This window comes from Microbacterium sp. SORGH_AS_0969 (assembly GCF_030818255.1).
GTDB lineage: Bacteria > Actinomycetota > Actinomycetes > Actinomycetales > Microbacteriaceae > Microbacterium.
The window spans coordinates 3,228,086-3,247,819 of sequence record NZ_JAUTAG010000001.1; the positions used below are offsets into that span (position 1 = coordinate 3,228,086).

At 69.9% G+C, this 19,734-nt stretch carries 15 protein-coding genes; 9 read left to right on the forward strand and 6 right to left on the reverse strand.

What is annotated here, in order from left to right:
* Positions 1 to 211 precede the first annotated feature (211 nt).
* Together QE388_RS15150 and QE388_RS15155 are read right to left on the reverse strand one after the other, a co-directional pair.
* Positions 212 to 856, reverse strand: a complete 645-nt coding sequence (locus QE388_RS15150) for a hypothetical protein (protein WP_307386165.1) — start codon at positions 854 to 856, stop codon at positions 212 to 214.
* Between the two features lie 411 nt (positions 857 to 1,267).
* A complete protein-coding gene (locus QE388_RS15155) occupies positions 1,268 to 3,319 on the reverse strand; it encodes a M3 family metallopeptidase (protein WP_307386167.1) in 2,052 nt (683 codons plus the stop codon).
* Between the two features lie 82 nt (positions 3,320 to 3,401).
* Here QE388_RS15155 and QE388_RS15160 point away from each other — a divergent pair, with 82 nt between their 5' ends.
* On the forward strand, positions 3,402 to 4,214 hold the full coding sequence (locus tag QE388_RS15160; protein ID WP_307386169.1) for a helix-turn-helix domain-containing protein: 813 nt from the start codon (positions 3,402 to 3,404) through the stop codon (positions 4,212 to 4,214).
* A gap of 81 nt (positions 4,215 to 4,295) precedes the next feature.
* Here the strand turns inward: QE388_RS15160 and QE388_RS15165 are convergent, their stop codons facing one another.
* Positions 4,296 to 4,544: a hypothetical protein gene (locus QE388_RS15165; protein WP_058626675.1), complete on the reverse strand. Its 249-nt coding sequence runs from the start codon at positions 4,542 to 4,544 to the stop codon at positions 4,296 to 4,298.
* The gene (gene valS, locus QE388_RS15170; RefSeq protein WP_307386172.1) at positions 4,544 to 7,111 is read right to left on the reverse strand and encodes a valine--tRNA ligase; all 2,568 of its coding nucleotides are present in this window, start codon (positions 7,109 to 7,111) and stop codon (positions 4,544 to 4,546) included. The genes QE388_RS15165 and valS overlap by 1 nt, the downstream gene beginning before the upstream one ends.
* Before the next feature lie 263 nt (positions 7,112 to 7,374).
* On the opposite strand from valS, the gene QE388_RS15175 reads away from it, so the two are divergent.
* From QE388_RS15175 to ndk, 8 genes are all read left to right on the forward strand, one after another.
* Positions 7,375 to 9,003: an ABC transporter substrate-binding protein gene (locus QE388_RS15175; protein WP_307386174.1), complete on the forward strand. Its 1,629-nt coding sequence runs from the start codon at positions 7,375 to 7,377 to the stop codon at positions 9,001 to 9,003.
* 24 nt (positions 9,004 to 9,027) lie between these two features.
* Complete coding sequence (locus tag QE388_RS15180; RefSeq protein WP_307386176.1) at positions 9,028 to 10,005, forward strand: ABC transporter permease; 978 nt, start codon at positions 9,028 to 9,030, stop codon at positions 10,003 to 10,005.
* Positions 10,002 to 10,844, forward strand: coding sequence for an ABC transporter permease (locus QE388_RS15185; RefSeq protein ID WP_307386178.1), 843 nt, complete (start codon positions 10,002 to 10,004; stop codon positions 10,842 to 10,844). The genes QE388_RS15180 and QE388_RS15185 overlap by 4 nt, the downstream gene beginning before the upstream one ends.
* Positions 10,841 to 12,400, forward strand: coding sequence for an ABC transporter ATP-binding protein (locus tag QE388_RS15190; protein ID WP_307386181.1), 1,560 nt, complete (start codon positions 10,841 to 10,843; stop codon positions 12,398 to 12,400). Before QE388_RS15185 ends, QE388_RS15190 begins: the two co-directional genes overlap by 4 nt.
* A 313-nt stretch (positions 12,401 to 12,713) precedes the next feature.
* Positions 12,714 to 16,214 carry an isoleucine--tRNA ligase gene (gene ileS / locus QE388_RS15195; RefSeq protein WP_307386183.1) on the forward strand — a complete coding sequence of 1,167 codons (3,501 nt, stop codon included), beginning with the start codon at positions 12,714 to 12,716 and terminating at the stop codon, positions 16,212 to 16,214.
* Complete coding sequence (locus QE388_RS15200; RefSeq protein WP_307386185.1) at positions 16,211 to 17,563, forward strand: folylpolyglutamate synthase/dihydrofolate synthase family protein; 1,353 nt, start codon at positions 16,211 to 16,213, stop codon at positions 17,561 to 17,563. Before ileS ends, QE388_RS15200 begins: the two co-directional genes overlap by 4 nt.
* Positions 17,551 to 17,964: a DUF4233 domain-containing protein gene (locus QE388_RS15205; protein WP_307386186.1), complete on the forward strand. Its 414-nt coding sequence runs from the start codon at positions 17,551 to 17,553 to the stop codon at positions 17,962 to 17,964. The genes QE388_RS15200 and QE388_RS15205 overlap by 13 nt, the downstream gene beginning before the upstream one ends.
* A gap of 3 nt (positions 17,965 to 17,967) precedes the next feature.
* A complete protein-coding gene (gene ndk, locus QE388_RS15210; RefSeq protein ID WP_058596268.1) occupies positions 17,968 to 18,384 on the forward strand; it encodes a nucleoside-diphosphate kinase in 417 nt (138 codons plus the stop codon).
* Positions 18,385 to 18,614: 230 nt separating this feature from the next.
* On the opposite strand, the gene QE388_RS15215 is transcribed toward ndk, so the two are convergent.
* Both QE388_RS15215 and QE388_RS15220 read right to left on the reverse strand, forming a co-directional pair.
* Positions 18,615 to 18,845: a PLD nuclease N-terminal domain-containing protein gene (locus QE388_RS15215; protein ID WP_275797606.1), complete on the reverse strand. Its 231-nt coding sequence runs from the start codon at positions 18,843 to 18,845 to the stop codon at positions 18,615 to 18,617.
* A gap of 85 nt (positions 18,846 to 18,930) precedes the next feature.
* Positions 18,931 to 19,527: a vitamin K epoxide reductase family protein gene (locus QE388_RS15220; protein ID WP_275797604.1), complete on the reverse strand. Its 597-nt coding sequence runs from the start codon at positions 19,525 to 19,527 to the stop codon at positions 18,931 to 18,933.
* Positions 19,528 to 19,734: the final 207 nt, after the last annotated feature.

The window sequence follows — 19,734 nt, forward strand, 5'->3', positions numbered from 1 at the left end:
GCGTCCGTCTGACGTCAGTCCTCCGCCCACCGAGCCGATCAGCGTCGCGATCTCTCAGCCGAGCGCCGAGCCAGCCCGGAACACCGCCTCACATCCGGGGCGGCGGACACGACAATCGTCGACTCCAGGCAATCACGCCGTGATTTACCGTGCTGCGATTGTCCTCAACGGGGTCGTCTCCTGGATTCACTTTCTCGAGGCTCGGCGCGGATCAGGCGAACAGAAAGTAGAACGACAGATGCAGCGCGAGGATCAGGTGCAAGGTCTTCAGCCCGACCCGCAGCGAAGCGAGCGTGACGCCGAGCGCAAGGATCGCCATACTCGGAAGCCAGTTTCCGAGTCCAAACCGTTCAGGGATGAACAGAACGTGTCCGAGCCAGAAGATCGCAGCGCTCAGCACGATCGCCGTCAAGGCGGGCAGTCGCTCACCCAGGTAGCTCTGCAGGAGTCCGAACGTCAGATAGTCCTGCCAGAACACGGACACCATCATCCACACCATGTACAGCAGCACGGGAAGGATCAGGTCGTAGTGGAACGGCAACGCGATCGCCAGCACCACCGGAAGTGCATACAGCCATAGCGACCACGACCGCGCGAACAGCACGCTATTGAAACGCCTGTGCGTGAGCAGGAGAGCAGCGACTACCGCCAGCGCCACCCCGGTTTCGATAGCGATGGCTCCGGCCAGATTGTCGGTGATGAGGTGACCGATCCCATTGCTCAGTAGTCCGGGAGTCAGCGCCCACAACCCGAACCAGGCAGCGATAGCTACCCCGACGTTCCACCACGGTCGACGAACACCCCCGTCAGCCGGTTCACGAGCTGACGACGGCGGAAGGTGCTGCGAGATACTCACTGGGAAAGTCTGGCATCGACGGACCCTTCGTCAGGCAGGCCCTAGTACCCCGCGCCGAAACGCCCAGCGCGCCCCTACCGCAACGCCCACAGCCACGGCCACGGCCACGGCCACGGCGCGTACGAGCACGCACCGCCGCGCTCGTACGCGCACCTGTATGCACGCGCGTGCCACCTTCTGTGGGGCACTCCCACGTCCGGCGCAGGACACGCCCCGCTCACTGAGCAATCGGCCGCACCGGCGGCCCCAGACGGCCACCCCCACCCTCATCACCCAGGCGATGCCGTAGCACGAACCTGCAGGCGATCGCCCAACGACGGACTCCGCATCGACGCCCATCGCTTCACCGCACGGTTTCGAGTCACCCGCCCGCGCGGCGCCTTCGAGACGCGCTGTTCGAGCGCCCGGCGCTCAGCCCGAGAGCCCTCGACGCTCGAGCAGAGGCTGGATCTCGGCATCCCGGCCCCGGAAGTCGCGGTAGGCGGCGAGCGGATCGGCCGAGCCGCCGACACCGAGGAGACGCTCGCGGAAGCGGTCGCCGTTCGCGCGTGACAGGGCACCGTTCTCGCGGAACCACTCGACCGTGTCGGCGTCGAGAACCTCGCTCCAGATGTACGAGTAGTACCCCGCGCTGTATCCGCCCGAGAACACGTGTGCGAAGTAAGTCGAGGCGTAGCGGGTGGGGACGGCGGGGTTGTCGAGGCCGATATCGGCGAGCGCCTCGGCTTCGAACGTCCGGACGTCGATCTCGGACGCCGCCTCTTCGACCGAGAGGCCGTGCCACGCCTGATCGATCCAGGATGCCGCGAGGTACTCGCTCGTCGCGAAACCCTGGTTGAACGCTTCCGACGCGTGCAGCCTTTCGACGACGTCCGTGGGCAGAGGCTCATCGGTGTCGATGTGACGGGCGTAGTTCGTCAGGATCTCGGGCCAGAGGATCCACATCTCGTTGACCTGGCTCGGGAACTCGACGAAATCGCGGTGCACCGCGGTGCCCGCGAAATGCGGGTAGGTCACCGTGGCGAACAGACCGTGCAGGGCGTGACCGAACTCGTGGAAGAGCGTCGTGACCTCGTCGAGCGTCAGCAGCGTGGGTGTGCCCGGTGCCGGTTTGTTGACGTTCAGGTTGTTGACGACGACGGGAGCCGTCCCCCGCAGGGCCGACTGCGTGACGATCGAGTTCATCCAGGCGCCGCCGCGCTTGGAATCGCGCGTGTACAGGTCGAGCAGGAACAGTCCGAGCTCGCTGCCGTTGGCGTTGTGCACCTCGAAGACGCGCACGTCGGGGTGGTAGCCCTGCAGATCGTGACGTTCGGTGATCGTCACGCCGTACAGCTGCGCGGCCGCGAAGAACACGCCGTCGCGCAGCACGCGCTCGGCCTCGAACCAGGGGCGCAGCGCCGCGCGATCGAGGTCGTACTCGGCTGCGCGCACCTTCTCGGTGTAAAAGGCCCAGTCGTGCGCCTCGATCCGGATGCCGTCGGCATCGGCGATGCGCTGGAGCGCGGCCTGCTCTGACCGGGCGTTCGCCGCGGCGGGCACGGCGAGACGGCGCAGGAGATCGTGCACGGCGCCGGGGGAGCCGGCCGTCTGATCGGCGAGCACCGCGGCGGCGTGGGACGGGTAACCCAGGAGCGCGGCGCGCTCGGCACGCAGGCGCACGATCTCGCGAAGCACGCCCTGGTTGTCGTGCCCGTTGCCGCGCGTACCGCGTGCGCGCGAGGCTTCGAGGAGACGGCGTCGGCTCTCGCGGTTGGCGAGGGACGCGAGGTACGGGTGACCGGTGTAGAGGGTGAGGGTGACGACATACCGACCGTCGAGCCCGCGGGCGGTGGCGGCCTGCGCCGCGGCCGACAGCTCGCCCTCGCTGAGACCGTCGAGCTCGGCGACGTCGTCGAACACGACGGCGAGATCGTTCGTGTCGGCGAGGAGGTTCTTCTCGAACGTCGTCGTGAGCACCGAGAGGCGCTGGTTGAGGTCGGTGAGCCGCACTTTCTGCGCATCACCGAGACCGGCGCCGGCCAGCGACATCTCGCGGTGGTGACGCTCGACGAGGTAGCGGCTCTCGGCATCCAGACCCAGCTCGTCGAGCTGCGCGTGGAGGGCCGAGATGCGGGCGAAGAGGGTCGCGTCCAGCTGGATGGCGTCACTGTGGGCGGCCATGAGCGGCGCGAGCTCTTCCTCGACGGCCTGGATCTCGGCCGTGCCGTCCGCCGACGACACCGTGTAGAACGTGCGGGCGATGCGGTCGAGCAGCGCGCCGCTGCGCTCGAGGGCGACGAGAGTGTTCTCGAACGTCGGGGCGTCCTCCTGCGAGGTGATCGCCTCCACTTCGCGCCGATGCTCGGCGAAAGCCTCGCGGAACGCGGGCAGGTAGTGCTCGACGCGGATGCTACCGTACGGCGGCAGGTCGTAGGGGAGAGCGGGCGGTGAGAGGAGGGGATTGGTCACGGCATCCGTCATCCGTCCAGCGTAGTCACGCGACGACCGAGCGTATGCAAAGAAAAGTTTGCATAATTCCAGTTGCAAAGATATCTTTGTATTCATGACAACCGACCCGCGTCCCGAAGGGCGCGTCCTCGACGCGGGTGCACTTCGTGCCCTCGCGCACCCCCTGCGCGTCCGCCTCTACGATCTGCTCAGCCAGTACGGGCCTCAGACAGCAAGCGGGCTGGCGTCGCTCACCGGCGAGTCGACGGGAGCGACGAGCTACCACCTGAGGGCGCTTGCGCGCCAGGACCTGATCCGTGAGGTCCCGGGACGCGGCACCGCTCGCGAGCGGTGGTGGGAGCGGCCCGCCGGAGCCGTCACCCTCGTCAATCCCGAGATGGCGTCAACGCCGACCGGCCGCGCCGTCATGGAGGCGGTGCACTCCGAGACACTCACGTTGCGACAGCAGCAGCTCATGACCTTCGTCACGCACGGCTGGGACGAAGACGAACAGTGGCTCGACAAGAGCCTCATCTCCACCGCCAGCGCGCGCCTCACGGTCGCTCAGATGGCGGAGCTCGCCGACCGGCTTCAAGCGGTCATCTCCGAGGACCGTTTCCCGTTACCGCGATCAAACCGGCGAAGGCCTCCGCGTCGTCACGATGCGCGCCGACGTCTTCCCCCTGCCCGCCGAAGGACCCACATCATGACGACGTTCACGACCCCGCTGCCGACCGCCCCTCGCGCGCTCGCCCCCACGACATTCGATCGAGCGCTGCTCGCGCTCTCCCATGCCCTTGCACGCTTCGCCCACGCCCGCATGCTGGCGCGCGCGACGCGTCTGTCGATGGACCGCGCGCGCGGCACCGCCCGCGACAACGGACGTTCGCTCGTCGCCGAGGCCGAGTTCACCCTCCGCGTGCGCTGACCGGCCGGTGGGGGGAACTCCCGGTGGGGAGACCAGCCGGTGCGTGGATCAACCCGCGCGTGGACAGCCTGGGCGCCGACCTCAGGCGAACTCGTCGCCCTCGTCGTAGCGCACGACGACCTCGCCCGCGGCATCCTGCGTCACGATGACGCCGGTGTCGAGCTCGGCGACCGGACGACCTTCGAGGAAGGTCAGCGTCCACCGCGGCGCGGGGGCGCTGAGCCCGTCGGGGTTGAGAGCTTCCTCGACCGCGGCGATCTGCGCGTGGAGCACCTCGGGAACAGCCTTCGGCGGCTCTTCGCGGGCGGTCCAACGGGTTCCGAGCTGCATCAGTCCTCCTGGGGTGCGAACACGATGTCGGTGACGGCGGTGGTCTCACCTTCGGCGAAGGCGATCGTCTCGATGCGGCCCACCGCGCGCAGGTCGCCTTCGGCGAGGCGCAGGGCTTCGACGTGCGGGCCCGACACGGTCAGCGACGTCACCGGCGTCTTCTGCGAGGCCTTCGCCTCGGTCTTGGCGCGACGGATGCCGATGAGTGCAGCGCTCACAGCGGTCAGCACGGCCGGGTCGCCCTCGATGCCGAGCGGTTCGGGCCATGCGGCGGTGTGCACCGACCCCTCCTCGAACCACGACCACACCTCTTCGGACGCGAACGACAGCACGGGCGCGAACAGGCGCACGAGCGTCGACAGGGCCGTGCGCAGCGCGAGAGCCGCGGAGGCCTGCCCCACGTCGGTCTGGTCGTAGGCGCGCTCCTTCACGAGCTCGAGGTAGTCGTCGCAGAACGTCCAGAAGAACGACTCGGTGATCTCGAGAGCCCGCGCGTGGTCGTACGCTTCGAAGGCGGCGGTCGCGTCGCGCACCACGGTATCCAGGGTCGCGAGCATCGACGCGTCGAGCGCGTGCGTCACCTGAGCGCCCTCGGGCACGGGGAACGACAGCACGAACTTCGCCGCGTTCAGCAGCTTGATCGCGAGGCGACGGCCGATCTTCACCTGCGTCGGGTTCTGCGGGTCGAAGGCCGCGTCGGTGCCGAGGCGGCTGGATGCCGACCAGTAGCGCACGGCGTCGGAGCCGTGCTGCTTCAGGATGTCGGCGGGCGTGACCACGTTGCCCTTCGACTTCGACATCTTCTTGCGGTCGGGATCGACGATGAAGCCCGAGATCGCGGCATCCGTCCACGGGGCGCGGTCGTCTTCCAGGGCGCTGCGCAGCATCGTGGAGAAGAGCCACGTGCGGATGATGTCCTGACCCTGCGGGCGAAGGTCGAACGGCGCCACGAGGTTCCACAGCTCCTCGTCGCGCTGCCAGCCACCGGCCAGCTGCGGGGTCAGCGACGAGGTCGCCCACGTGTCGAGAATGTCGCGCTCGGCGTCGAAACCGCCCGGAACGCCGCGCTGGTCTTCGGTGTAGCCCGGGGGCACGTCGGTCGTCGGGTCGACGGGGAGCGAGGCGAGGTCGGGCGTCAGCACGCGCGCGTAGTCGCGCTCTCCGTTCTCGTCGAGGCCATACCAGACCGGGATCGGCACGCCGAAGAAGCGCTGGCGCGACACGAGCCAGTCGCCGGTGAGCCCGTTGGTCCAGTTCTCGAAGCGCACGCGCATGAAGTCCGGATGCCACGACATCTCGCGACCGAGAGAGATCAGACGCTCGCGCAGCTCGGCATCCCGAGCCCCGTTGCGGATGTACCACTGCCGCGTCGACACGATCTCGAGGGGCCGGTCGCCCTTCTCGAAGAACTTCACGGGGTGCGTGAAGGGCTTCGGGGCGCCCTCCATGGCGCCGGACTCCTGCAGCAGCTCGACGATGCGCTTCTTGGCGCTGAACACCGTCTTGCCCGCGAGCTCGTCGTAGGCCGCCTTCGCGGCATCCGTCACGATCACATCCGGAGCGTCGGCGACGATCCGGCCATCCTTGCCGATGATCGTGCGGTTGGGGAGGTCGAGCTCGCGCCACCAGATGATGTCGGTCACGTCGCCGAAGGTGCAGATCATGGCGATGCCCGACCCCTTGTCCTTCTGCGCGAGCGGGTGGGCGAGCACGGGCACCTCGACGTCGAACAGAGGGGTGCGCACGGTCGTGCCGAAGAGCGGCTGGTAGCGCTCGTCGTCGGGGTTGGCCACCAGCGCCACGCAGGCGGGGAGCAGCTCGGGGCGGGTGGTCTCGATGAACACGTCGCCCGAGCCGTCGGTCTTGGCGAAGCCCACGCGGTGGTAGGCGGCGGGCTGGTCGCGGTCCTCGAGCTCGGCCTGGGCGATCGCGGAGCGGAAGTCCACGTCCCACAGCGTCGGCGCGAGCGCCTGGTAGGCCTCGCTGCGCTCGATGTTGCGCAGGAACGCGAGCTGACTCGTGCGGATCGAGTCGTCGGAGATCGTGCGGTAGGTCTGCGTCCAGTCGACGCTCAGACCCAGTTCGCGGAAGAGGTCTTCGAACTGCTTCTCGTCTTCGACCGTCAGCTGCTCGCACAGCTCGATGAAGTTGCGGCGGCTGATGGGCACCTGGTCGGCGGCCTTGCTGCTCTTGTTGTCACCACCCGCGAACGGGGGCGTGAAGTCGGGGTCGTAGGGGAGCGAGGGGTCGCAGCGCACGCCGTAGTAGTTCTGCACGCGGCGTTCGGTGGGCAGGCCGTTGTCGTCCCAGCCCATCGGGTAGAACACGGTCTTGCCGCGCATGCGCTCGAAGCGCACCTTCACGTCGGTGTGCGTGAACGAGAACACGTGGCCGATGTGGAGGCTTCCGGATGCCGTCGGCGGCGGGGTGTCGACCGAGTACACCCCCTGGCGGCCGAGTTCGGCGGCGCGAAGGCGATCGAAGACGTACGTGCCGCGCTCGTTCCACGCGGCGTCCCACTTCTGCTCGAGGCCTTCCAGGGCGGGCTTGTCGGGAATCGTGGCCATGGGGGTACTCCTCGAGCGATATGGGCGGCACTGTGTGAGCGTGCCTGATGGGTATGGCATCCAGGATACCGGGGGAGTCGCACGCGAGAGCGCGGCGCGCAGATCCGGCATCGGAGCCGGATCCGGATGCATTCGCGCGCTGCGTCCGGAGCCAACGACCATTTCCGGATCTGCGTGCCATCCTTCCCACCACGGGTTTTCGCACCGGGTCCAGGAACACCGGTAGTCTGGAGGTTCCCCATCGAGAACTCCGAGGTCGCTCCATGCCTTCTGTGCCTTCCCGTGGGCGGCTCGCCCGCCGCGTCCTGTCGACGGTCGCCGTCGCCGCGGTCGCTGCCCTGTCCCTCGCGTCGTGCGCGGGTTCCGACCCCGCCGCCGAAGGAGACGGCGAGATCGTCTGGGCGATCGAGGGAGCGAACCTCTCGGCGGGGCACATGGACCCGCAGACCAGCCAGCTCGACGTGTCGGCCATGGTGCAGCGCGCGGTCCTCGACTCGCTCGTGTTCCAGGAGGCCGACGGGTCGTTCTCGCCGTGGCTCGCGACCTCGTGGGAGGTCGAGGACGGCGGTGCGACCTACGTCTTCCACCTCCGTGACGACGTGACCTTCCACGACGGCACGCCGTTCGACGCCGCCGCGGTGAAGGCGAACTTCGATCGCATCGTCGACCCCGCGACCGCGTCGGCGCAGGCGGCGTCGATGCTCGGCGGCGACCTGTACGCGGGCACCGATGTCGTCGACGAGCACACCGTCCGCGTGCGCTTCTCGCAGCCCTACGCGCCGTTCCTGCAGGCCGCGAGCACCGCTCTGCTCGGGTTCTACTCGCCCGCGGTGCTCTCGGCGAAGGCCGACCAGCTCAAGGCGGGCGGTCCCGGGGTGAACGTGGGCACCGGCCCCTTCGAGCTGACCGAGTACACGCCCGATCAGGACATCGTGTACACCCGCAACGACGACTACACGTGGGGCCCCGACGGCGGCGGAAAGCCGGCGTTCAAGACGCTCCGCGTCGACATCCTCCCCGAGGCCTCGGTGCGCCTCGGCGCGCTGTCGAGCGGCCAGGCCGACGTCGTCACGAACCTCCCGCCGAACCTCGTTTCGCAGGTTCCGGGCGATGACACCGTCGAGTCGATCGCCTACCCGGGCCTGCCGTACTCGCTGTACCTGAACGAGAAGTACGGCGTGTTCGCCGACCAGAACGTGCGGCAGGCCTTCAGCCGCGCGATCGACGTCGACACCGCCGTGCAGGAGATCTTCTTCGGGCAGTATCCGCGTGCCTGGAGCATCCTCGGCGCCACGACGCCCGGCTACGACGCGAGCCTCGAGAACTCCTGGCCCTTCGACCCCGCCGAGGCGAACGCGCTTCTGGACGCCTCCGGATGGACGGGACGGGATGCCGACGGCATCCGCACGAAGGACGGTCAGCGTCTCACCGCCCGGTGGATCGCGTGGACTCCGGTCCCGGACGACCGCGCGGCGCTCGCGAACGCGATCCAGAGCGACCTCAAGGCGGTCGGTTTCGACCTGCAGCGCGAGGTGCTGGAACCCGGCGCGTACAACGAGCAGTACGGTCCGAAGACGTTCGATCTGACCGACTGGGGCTTCTCGGGCGTCGACCCCGACCTGCTGCGGAGCCACCTCGCCACCGACGGCTTCCAGAATGCCTCGCAGGTCAGCGATCCCGCGCTCGACGCCCTGCTCGAGGAGGGCGCCTCGACGACCGATCAGGCCGCGCGGAACGCCATCTACGCGCAGGTGCAGCAGTGGAACGCGCAGCACGCCGCGATCGTCCCGCTGTACAGCCCCGCCCTGATCAGCACCGTCACCCCGAAGGTGTCGGGCCTGACCTTCGACCTCTACGGTCGTCCGCTGTTCGCGACCGCCTCGGTCGGCTGATCGCCCGCACACCACGGACCACGGATGCCACGCTCTCGCACCCGCGCGATCCTCTCGCGCATCGGCGGGATCGTGGCATCCGTCGTCCTGGTGCTGTGGGGAGCGGCCACCGTCGCGTTCGTCGCGTTCCGGATCATCCCCGGCGATCCGGTCGAGGTCATGCTCGGCCCGCAGGCGCAGGTCAGCGACGCGGTCAAGGACGGGATCCGCGCGGAGCTCGGACTCGACCGCCCGGTGCTCGAGCAGTACGGCGCGTTCCTCGGTCGACTCGCGCGCGGTGACCTGGGGGAGTCGTACCAGTTGCGACTGCCCGTGAGCGAGGTCATCGGGCGCCAGCTCGGCCCCACCCTGCAGCTCTCGGCCCTCGCGTTGGGGATCGCGCTCGTCCTGGCCCTGGCATCCGCCCTGCTCGTCCGCGGACGGACAGGCCGGGTCGTGGCATCCGGTCTCGAACTCGTCGTGCTGTCGTCGCCGGTGTTCTGGACGGGGCTCGTGCTGCTGAGCGTGTTCTCGTTCCAGCTCGGCTGGTTCCCGGTGTCGGGGGCGCGCGACCCGTCGGCGATCGTCCTGCCTGCCGTCACTCTGGCCTTGCCGGTCGCGGCTCTGCTCGCGCAGGTTCTGCGCGACGGGGTGCAGGCAGCGGAACGCGAACCGTTCCTCGTCACCGTGCGAGCACGTGGAGCCTCCCCCCTCCGCGAGAGCGTGCACCACACCCTGCGTCACGCGGGCGTAGGCGCCGTGACGCTCGCGGCGTACCTCGTCGGCTCGCTCCTCGGGGGCGCCGTCCTCGTGGAGACGGTGTTCGCCCGCCCCGGCATCGGACGAGTGACGCTCACGGCGATCACCGACCGCGACCTGCCCGTCATCACGGGCGTGATCCTGCTGAGCGCGCTCGTCTTCGTCATCGTGAACACGATCGTCGACCTCGTCGTGCCGCTGCTCGACCCCCGGCTCCGTGGCGCGTCCGCGGCGATCCGGGTGCGGGCGGGGGTGCCCGCATGACGGTGGTGGATGCGCCGAAGCGCACGCGTTCCGGCGGGCGGACCCTCGCGCTCGGCCTCGCCGGCGGGGTGCTCGCCGTCATCGCCCTCGCGGCTGTCGCCCCCGGCCTGCTCGCGACGCACGACCCGCTGGTCACCGACGTCCGTGCGGCTCTTCAGCCGCCGAGTGCGGCGCACTGGTTCGGCACGGACCAGAGCGGGCGCGATGTGTACTCGCGCGTCGTCTACGGGACGGGCCGCTCGGTCGGTACGGGGCTCCTCGCCACCGCGCTGGCTTTCGTCGTCGGGATCGTGGCCGGGTCTCTCGCCGCCGTCTCGCCGAGGATCGTGGATGCCGCCGCCATGCGCGTCGTCGATGTGCTGCTCGCGTTCCCCGAGTTCCTCGTCGCGCTCCTCGTCGTCGCGGTCCTGGGGCCGGGCCCGGTCAACGTCGCGGTGGCCGTGACGATCGCCGCCATTCCGGTCTACATCCGCCTCGCGCGCGCGCAGACGCGCACGCTCGCGGCCGCCGAGCACGTCGAGGCCGCACGGATCGTCGGCGTCTCCGCCGTCGTCGTGCACATCCGCCACGTGCTGCCTGGCGTCCTGGGCGCCGTGAGCGTGCTGGCCACGATCGGCATCGGCACGAGCATCCTCGCCGCGGCGGGGCTGAGCTTCCTCGGGCTGGGGCCGACCGAACCCACGCCGGAATGGGGGTTGATGCTCTCGGCCGGACGCAACCTGCTGCTGCAGGCGCCCTGGGTCGCCGTGTTCCCCGGGCTGGCGATCACCACGACCGTCATCAGCGTCAGCGTGATCGGGCGCATCCTGCGGGCCGGGGCCGAGGAGCGGGGCGCATGAGTGGGCTGAGGGTGCGTGACCTCCGGATCGCCGCGGGGCGAACGCCGCTCGTCCGTGGGCTCGACCTCGACGTGGTGCCGGGGGAGTGCCTGGCGATCGTCGGCGAATCCGGCACCGGCAAGTCGCTGACCGCCGCGGCGCTGCTCGGTCTGCTGCCGCGGACCCTGTCGTGGAGCGCCGCCGCCCTCGAGGTCGATGGTGTCGACGCACGCGGCCTCGACGAACGGCGGTGGCGCAGGCTCCGCGGGCGCCGGATCGCCCTCGTCTCGCAGGACGCCCTCGTCTCGCTCGACCCGCTGCGGCGCATCGGCGCCGAGGTGGCCGAGCCCCTGCGCATCCATGAACCCGCCGTCCGCGGGGAGGCGCTCCGCACGCGCGTCCGCGGGGTGCTGGAGCGCGTGGCGCTGCCCGAGCCCGACCGGCGCGCACGTCAGTATCCCCACGAGCTGTCGGGAGGCCTCCGCCAACGCGCGCTCCTCGCCTCGGCCCTCGCGGCGGATCCCGCGATCCTCATCGCCGACGAACCGACGACGGCCCTGGATGCCACGGTCCAGGCGCGCGTGCTCGACCAGTTGCGGCGAATCGCCGACGCCGGTGTCGCGGTGGTGTTCATCAGTCACGACCTCGCGGCCGTCCGCCGGGTGGCCGATCGCGTGATCGTCCTGCACGACGGTCGCGTGGTCGAGGCGGGGGAGACCGCCCGGGTGCTCTCCGACCCTCGCGATCCGCAGACCCGCGCGCTCGTCGAGGCGACGCACCACGAGCTCCTGCACCGCGCCCCGCGATTCGACGCACCGCTGATGGCCGGGAAGGGACTGCGCAAGAGCTTCGGCGACCGCCTCGCGGTCGACGACGTCAGCTTCACGCTGCACCGTGGGCGCACCCTCGCGGTCGTCGGCGAATCCGGATCGGGCAAGACGACGCTCGCCCGACTCATCGTCGGAGTGAGCGAACCGGATGCCGGAACCCTGACGTTCGACGGACGCCCCTGGTCGCCCCACGCCGCGCGCGGTGCTGCTCGGCGCCGCGTACAGCTCGTGCAGCAGAACCCCTGGGGTGCGCTCGATCCGCGCTGGAGCGTCGCCCGAACGGTGGGGGAGGCGGTCGCTGCGGCCGGGGTCCCACGTCCGCGCCGCCGCGCGGAAGTCGATGCGCTGCTGCACGAGGTCGGTCTGGGTGCCGGCTTCGGGCGACGACTGCCGGCGCAGCTGTCGGGCGGACAACGGCAGCGGGTCGCGATCGCTCGCGCGCTGGCCACGGATCCCGACCTCCTCGTCCTCGACGAGCCGGTCTCGGCACTCGACGCCACCGTGCGCGCGCGGATCCTTGACCGCCTTCGCGCTCTCCAGCGCGAGCGCGATCTCGCGATGGTGTTCATCACGCACGACCTCGACGTCGTGGCGGGCATCGCCGACGACGTGCTCGTGATGAAGGACGGCCGTGTCGTCGAGTCGGGCCCCGTGCCGTGCGTCTTCGCCGAGCCGCGGCATCCCTTCACGCAGGAGCTCCTCGCCGCCTCCTCGTCCGCACCCGCCGCCCCGCCGACCGGGCGTTGAGTGTCCAGGAAACGCCGCAACTCTCTCCGGCATAACGGCGTTTCCTGGACACTCGACGGGGGAGCGGCGGGGCGCAGCGGGGAGCGGGACGAGCGCGTAGAATGGGGGGATCAGCACCGATCCGGCCATCACCGGGGAGCTCGCGGAAGAAACGGGTCATGGCCCGGACTAGAACCGCGCGGGGCAGGCCCGTCACAGCCGCAGTGAGAGCGGTGTCGGTCCCTGAGCCTGTCGAAGGGTCCGACACAACGCAGGGTGGTACCGCGGTCCCGACGGATCGTCCCGGCGAGGAGACCTCGACCCGCGGAGAGACATGACCTACCCTCGCCCCTCATCCTTCGGCCCCGCAGCTGACGCCAGCGCCGCGGGCACGGCATCCGTCGTTCCCAGCCCGCGCTTCCCGGACATCGAGCGCGACACCCTCGCGTTCTGGGCGGCCGACGACACCTTCCGCGCCTCGATCGCGAACCGCGAGGGCGCCGAGGAGTGGGTCTTCTACGACGGCCCGCCCTTCGCCAACGGCCTCCCGCACTACGGGCACCTGCTCACCGGGTACGCCAAGGACGTCTTCCCGCGCTTCCAGACGATGCGCGGCAAGAAGGTCGACCGCGTCTTCGGCTGGGACACCCACGGCCTCCCGGCCGAGCTCGAGGCCATGAAGCAGCTCGGCATCACCGAGAAGGACGAGATCGAGCGCATGGGCGTCGCGACCTTCAACGCGAAGGCGCGCGAATCGGTGCTCGAGTACACGCGCGAGTGGCAGGACTACGTCACCCGCCAGGCGCGCTGGGTCGACTTCGAACGCGGCTACAAGACGCTCGACACGTCCTACATGGAGAGCGTCCTCTGGGCGTTCAAGACCCTGCACGACAAAGGTCTCGCATACGAGGGCTACCGCGTGCTGCCGTATTGCTGGCGCGACGAGACGCCCCTGTCGACGCACGAGCTGCGCATGGACGACGACGTCTACAAGATGCGGCAGGACCCCTCCGTCACCGTGACGTTCCCGCTCGTCGGGGCGAAGGCCGAGGCGCTGGGTCTCACCGGCGTCCGTGCCCTCGCGTGGACGACGACCCCGTGGACCCTCCCGACGAACCTCGCGCTCGCGGTGGGTCCCGGCATCCGGTATGCCGTCATCGAGGGCGGCCCGAACGGCGCGGCCGACGTGCACACGACCCCCGACGGCACCCCCGACGAGGCGTTCGAGGCCGTCGCGCACCGCTACCTGCTCGCCGAGGATCTGCTGCCGAACTACGCGAAGGATCTCGGGTACGAGAGTGCGGATGCCGCCCGCGCGGCCGTGCAGACGACGGTCCTGGGCGCTGAGCTCGAGGGCGTCTCGTACGACCGCCTCTTCGACTACTACGCCGACGCGTCGGTGTGGGGCACGCAGGACGCCTGGAGAATCCTCGTCGACGACTACGTCACCGTCAGCGACGGCACGGGCATCGTGCACCAGGCCCCCGCCTACGGTGAGGACGACAAGCGCCTCGCGGATGCCGCGGGCCTGCCGACGATCATCTCGCTCGACGACGGCGGCCGTTTCCTGTCGGCCGTGACCGACGTCGCCGGGGAGCTCTGGATGGAGGCCAATCGGCCGCTCATCCGTCTGCTGAAGCAGGGCGGCCGCCTCTTGCGCGAGGCGTCGTACGAGCACTCGTACCCGCACTGCTGGCGCTGCCGGAACCCCCTCATCTACAAGGCCGTGTCGAGCTGGTTCGTGCGCGTGACCGAGTTCAAAGACGATCTGCTGGCGAACAACCAGCGGATCACCTGGGTGCCCGAGAACGTCAAGGAGGGCCAGTTCGGCAAGTGGCTCGAGGGGGCCCGCGACTGGTCCATCAGCCGCAACCGCTACTGGGGCTCGCCGATCCCGGTGTGGAAGAGCGACGACCCGAACCACCCGCGCGTCGATGTCTACGGATCGCTCGCCGATATGGAGGCCGACTTCGGCCGCCTGCCGGTGAACGCCGACGGCGAGGTCGACCTTCACCGTCCCTACATCGACGACCTGACGCGTCCGAACCCCGACGACCCGACGGGTAAGTCGACGATGCGCCGCATCGAGGACGTGCTCGACGTGTGGTTCGACTCGGGCTCGATGCCGTTCGCGCAGGTGCACTACCCGTTCGAGAACCACGAGTGGTTCGACGAGCACGCCCCCGCCGACTTCATCGTCGAGTACATCGGGCAGACCCGCGGTTGGTTCTACGTCATGCACGTGCTCTCGACCGCACTGTTCGACCGCCCGGCGTACACGGGCGTGTCGTGCCATGGCATCGTGCTCGGCAACGACGGGCAGAAGATGTCGAAGTCGCTGCGCAACTACCCCGACGTGCGCGAGGTCTTCGATCGCGACGGCTCGGATGCCATGCGGTGGTTCCTCATGTCGTCGAGCGTGCTGCGGGGTGGCAACCTCGTCGTGACCGAGGAGGGAATCCGCTCGGGCGTGCGCGAGTTCCTGCTGCCGCTGTGGAACGCGTGGTACTTCTTCGCGACCTACGCGAACGCTTCGACAGGCTCAGCGGGGGCTGCGTCAGCGGCGCCGGTGGCTGAGCCTGTCGAAGCCTCCGGCCCCGGGGCCGCGGGGGTACCGGGCCCTTCGACAAGCTCAGGGACCTCGGCCGTTGGCTACACCGCCGAGTGGCGCACCGACTCGACCGACGTGCTCGACCGGTACATCCTCGCGCTCACGGGCGACCTCGTGAAGAACGTGGCCGCCGACCTCGAAGGCCTCGACTCCACGACCGCGGCCGAGCGTCTACGCGACTTCGCGGAGGTGCTGACCAACTGGTACATCCGCCGCTCGCGCGACCGCTTCTGGGTGGGCGTGACCGACGACCCGACCAGCCGCGAGGCCTTCGACACGCTGTACACGGTGCTCGAGACCCTCACGCGCGTTGCCGCTCCGCTCATCCCGCTCGTCTCCGAGCGCGTCTGGCAGGGACTGACGGGCGGACGCAGCGTCCACCTGACCGACTGGCCCGACGCCTCGGCGTTCCCCGCGGCGGAAGACATCCGCACCGCGATGGACACCGTCCGCGAGGTCTCGAGCGTCGCCAACGCCCTGCGCAAGAAGGAGGGCAAGCGCGTGCGCCTGCCGCTCCCGCGTCTGACGGTGGTGACCCCGGATGCCGCCGGCCTGGCGCAGTTCGACGAAATCCTCCGCGAGGAACTGAACGTCAAGAGCGTCGAGCAGGTCGCCCTCCAGGACGGCACGGCCGCCGAGTACGGCATCACGCACCGTCTGTCGGTCAACGCACGCGCCGCCGGACCCCGCCTCGGCAAGCAGGTGCAGCAGGCGATCAAGGCCGCCCGCGAGGGCGACTGGAGCGAGGTCGACGGGCAGGTCGTCGCCGGCGGCATCCCGCTGGAGCCCACGGAGTACGACCTCGTCGTCGAGACCGCCGGGCGTCCGGAGGGTGAAGCGCTCGCGGTGCTGACCTCGGGCGGCTTCGTCCTCCTCGACACCGTCACCACGCCCGAGCTCGAGGCCGAGGGCCTGGCGCGCGACATGATCCGCGGCATCCAGGACACCCGCAAGGCCGCCGGCTTCGACGTGAGCGACCGGATCTTCCTGTCGCTGACCTTCGTCGAGGACGCCGATGCCCGGGCCGTCGCCGAGGCGTTCGACATCGCGGGTGTGGCATCCGAGACCCTCGCAGAGGCGGTCGTGCTCGCCGGGCCCGAGGAGCGACTCGTCGAGCGCGGCTCCGCCCTGCCCGCCGAGTACGAGACGCGAATCGCCGCCAAGACCTACGCGAACGTCGGCGCCGTCACGGTCGCCGTCGCGCGGATCGGAGTACCCGCATGAGCGACCGCACCCGCGCCGATGCCGTCTACGCGGCTCTGCTGGAACGCCAGGGTGAGCAGTGGGTGCAGCCGCGCGTCGAGCGCACGCGTCGCGTGCTCGAGCTGCTCGACGACCCGCAGCGCACGTACCGCGTGATCCACGTCACCGGCACGAACGGCAAGACCTCGACGAGCCGCATGATCGAGAGCCTGCTGCGCGCGATGGGCCTGCGGACCGGCCTGTTCACCAGCCCGCACCTCGAGCGCTTCACCGAGCGCATCCTCATCGACGGCGAGCCGGTCGGGGACGCCGCGATCGCCGACGCGTGGGACGAGATCCAGCCGTTCGTCGACATGGTGGATGCCGAGCTCACGGCATCTGACGACGCTCCGCTGACCTTCTTCGAGCTGCTCACGGTGCTCGCGTTCGTCGTCGCCGCCGACGCGCCGATCGACGTGCTCGTGCTCGAGGTCGGCATGGGCGGTGAGTGGGACTCGACCAATACCGCCGACGGCGACGTCGCGGTGTTCACGCCGATCGACATCGACCACGTCGACCGACTCGGCTCGACCGTCGCGGAGATCGCCACGGTGAAGGCGGGAATCATCAAGCCCGGCGCGGCCGTCGTCTCGGCTCCGCAGCCTCCCGACGCGCTGCGCGCCATACGCCAACGCGCCGAGAAGGAGGGCGCGACGGTTTCGATCGCGGGTGACGGGTTCGCCCTCGAGGGGCAGACCCTCGCCGTCGGGGGACAGCAGCTCGACATCCGCGGCGTCGCGGGAACCTACCGCGAGGTCTACCTGCCGCTTTACGGCGCGCACCAGGGCGCCAACGCGGCCCTGGCGGTCGCGGCGGTCGAGTCGCTCATCGGCGGCGGGACCCAGGCCCTCGCCGCCGACGTGATCGCCGACGGTCTCGGCACCGCGACCTCGCCCGGACGCCTGCAGCTCATCGGCACGGCGCCCACGGTCTTCGTCGACGCCGCACACAACCCGCACGGCGCCCGCGCCCTGGTCACCGCCCTCGACGAGTCGTTCGACATCGACGAGTGGGGGGCGGTCATCGGCATCCTGGATGGAAAGGATGCCGTCGGCATCATGTCCGCACTCGTGCCGGCCGTCGCGCGTGTGTTCGCCACCGCTCCCGACAGCGACCGCGCCACCGATCCCGACACGATCGCCGACGTGGCCGAAGCGGCCGACCTGCCGGTCACCGTGCACCCGACGCTCGAGGACGCCGCCGACGCGGCACGGGCGTGGGCGGCCGAGTCCGACCGTCGCGCCGTCGTCATCGCGGGCTCCGTCGTCCTCGCGGGCGAAGCGCTGCGTTTGTCGGAGCACGAGGACTGGAAGTCGGGGTGGCAGGCGTGAGTCCCCGGGAGCCTCGCGCGCGTCGCCAGCGCGGTGCCCTCGAATCGCTCGGTGCCGTCGTGCTCGGCTTCGAGTCGATCATCGTCTTCCTCGGTGGTCTCGTCGTCTACGGACTCAAGGTGCTGCCGTTCGGTATCGAACCGTGGTGGGGGATCGTCGGCGGCGTCGTGATGGCCGTCGCCATGGTCGTCGTCGCCGGCCTCCTCCGCCACCGCAAGGCCGTGGGGGTCGGCTGGGCACTTCAGGCGCTCCTTCTCCTCGGCGGATTCCTCGTTCCGGCCCTCGCCGTCGTCGCCCTCATTTTCGGCGGCATGTGGGCGTATGCGACGATCAAGGGAGCGGCCCTCGACCGGCAGAACGCCCGGCGGGCCGCTTCCCCCGACCTCTCGAACGGAGAATGACCCATGGCCACCGAAGAGACCCTCGTCCTGGTCAAGCCCGACGGCGTCGCCCGCGGCCTGACCGGCGCGATCCTCGCGCGTATCGAGGCGAAGGGCTACGCCCTCGTCGACATCCGCCTGGTCGAGCCCGACCGTGAGCGCCTCGCCCAGCACTACGCCGAGCACGAGGGCAAGCCGTTCTACGAGCCGCTCCTCGAGTTCATGCTCTCCGGCCCCTCGGTCGCCATCCGTCTCGCGGGCAACCGCGTGATCGAGGGCTTCCGTTCGCTCGCCGGAACCACCGACCCCACCACCGCCGCGCCCGGCACGATCCGCGGCGACTTCGGCCGCGACTGGGGCCTGAAGGTGCAGCAGAACCTCGTCCACGGCAGCGACAGCGTCGAGTCCGCGGAGCGCGAGCTCGCGATCTGGTTCGCCTGATCCCGGATGCCGAGATGGCCGCCGCCCCGAGGGGTGGCGGCCATCACTGCGTCCCGGTCCCTTCGACGAGCTCAGGGACCTCGGCCCGCGCTCAGCGGCCTCGGGTCACGCCCGGAGGCCTCGGGCTCACGCCGAGGGAGGTGGCTGAGCCTGTCAAAGCCACCGTCACACGCCCCCGCCCGAGGGAGGTGGCTGAGCCTGTCGAAGCCACCGGCCCGCGCGCAACACCCTCAGGTTCGCGACAAGCCCGCCCGGCGCCCTGCCGCCAGCCACGACACCGGGCCGAGCACGGGGACGGCGAGGATCACGATCGCCCACATCAGCACCGCCGTCGACGACAGCCGCCCCGCGCTGCTGCACAGGCTGACGATGGCCCAGACGGCGAGACCGAGCACCACCACGGCCAGCCCCGACCACACCAGGTCGTATGCGGCAGGCATCAGCGGGTTCGTGGCATCCATTCCTCGAACCTAGGGCACGCGACCCTTGCGCGCGAGACCCTGCGGGCACGAGAACCCGCGGGCACCGGGACACCGCGCGATGAGGTCAGAACTGCGCCAGGACGTTGAGTCGAGCCTGCGCGATGACGGCGATGACGACGAACGCCGCGAGTGTCATCAGCGGAACCCAGGGCATGAGGCGCTCGGCGACGTGCCGCACGCGCGGCGCGGGGATCACTCCCTCACGGAGCACGTGCAGCGTGACCACGAAGAACGAGGGGATCACGACCGACCACGTCACCATGCACCACGGGCAGAGGGTCGCGAGCACGAAGATGCTCTGCGAGATCAACCAGATGACGAACGTGATCGCGAAGGCGAATCCGAGCCAGAACAGCGCCCAGAACCAGCGCGCGAACCGCGCACCGGCCAGCAGCGCCATGCCCACGACGACCGGCGCCATCCACGCCGTGAGGCCGATGATCGGGTTCGGGAATCCGAACACGCTGCCCTGGGGCGACTGGAGGTTCGCCGAGCACTGGACCAGGACGCTGAAGTCGCAGGATGCCGCCTCCCCGGGGTTCTTCAACTGGGCGAAGCGCTCCATCGTCAGCGAGAACGCCGCCCACCATCCGACGATGCCGGCGAAGACGAGCCAGATCGCGACCACGACGGGGCGGCGAGGGGTGACGGTGTCGCTCATGGCTCGATTCTGTCACCGCGCACTTCGCTGTCCGCTGAGGATCGCTCGGTGTCGAAGAGCCCCCGTGCGGTGGTTTCCGGACGGACCGTGCGATAATGATGTTTCGATGTACCGCGGCCGCGCCGCAGGAGCATCACCAGAAGACTTCGGGCGATGATCGCCCTTCGCAGCACGAGCCGCCGGCCTGCTGCAGACCGAGTGAGTTCG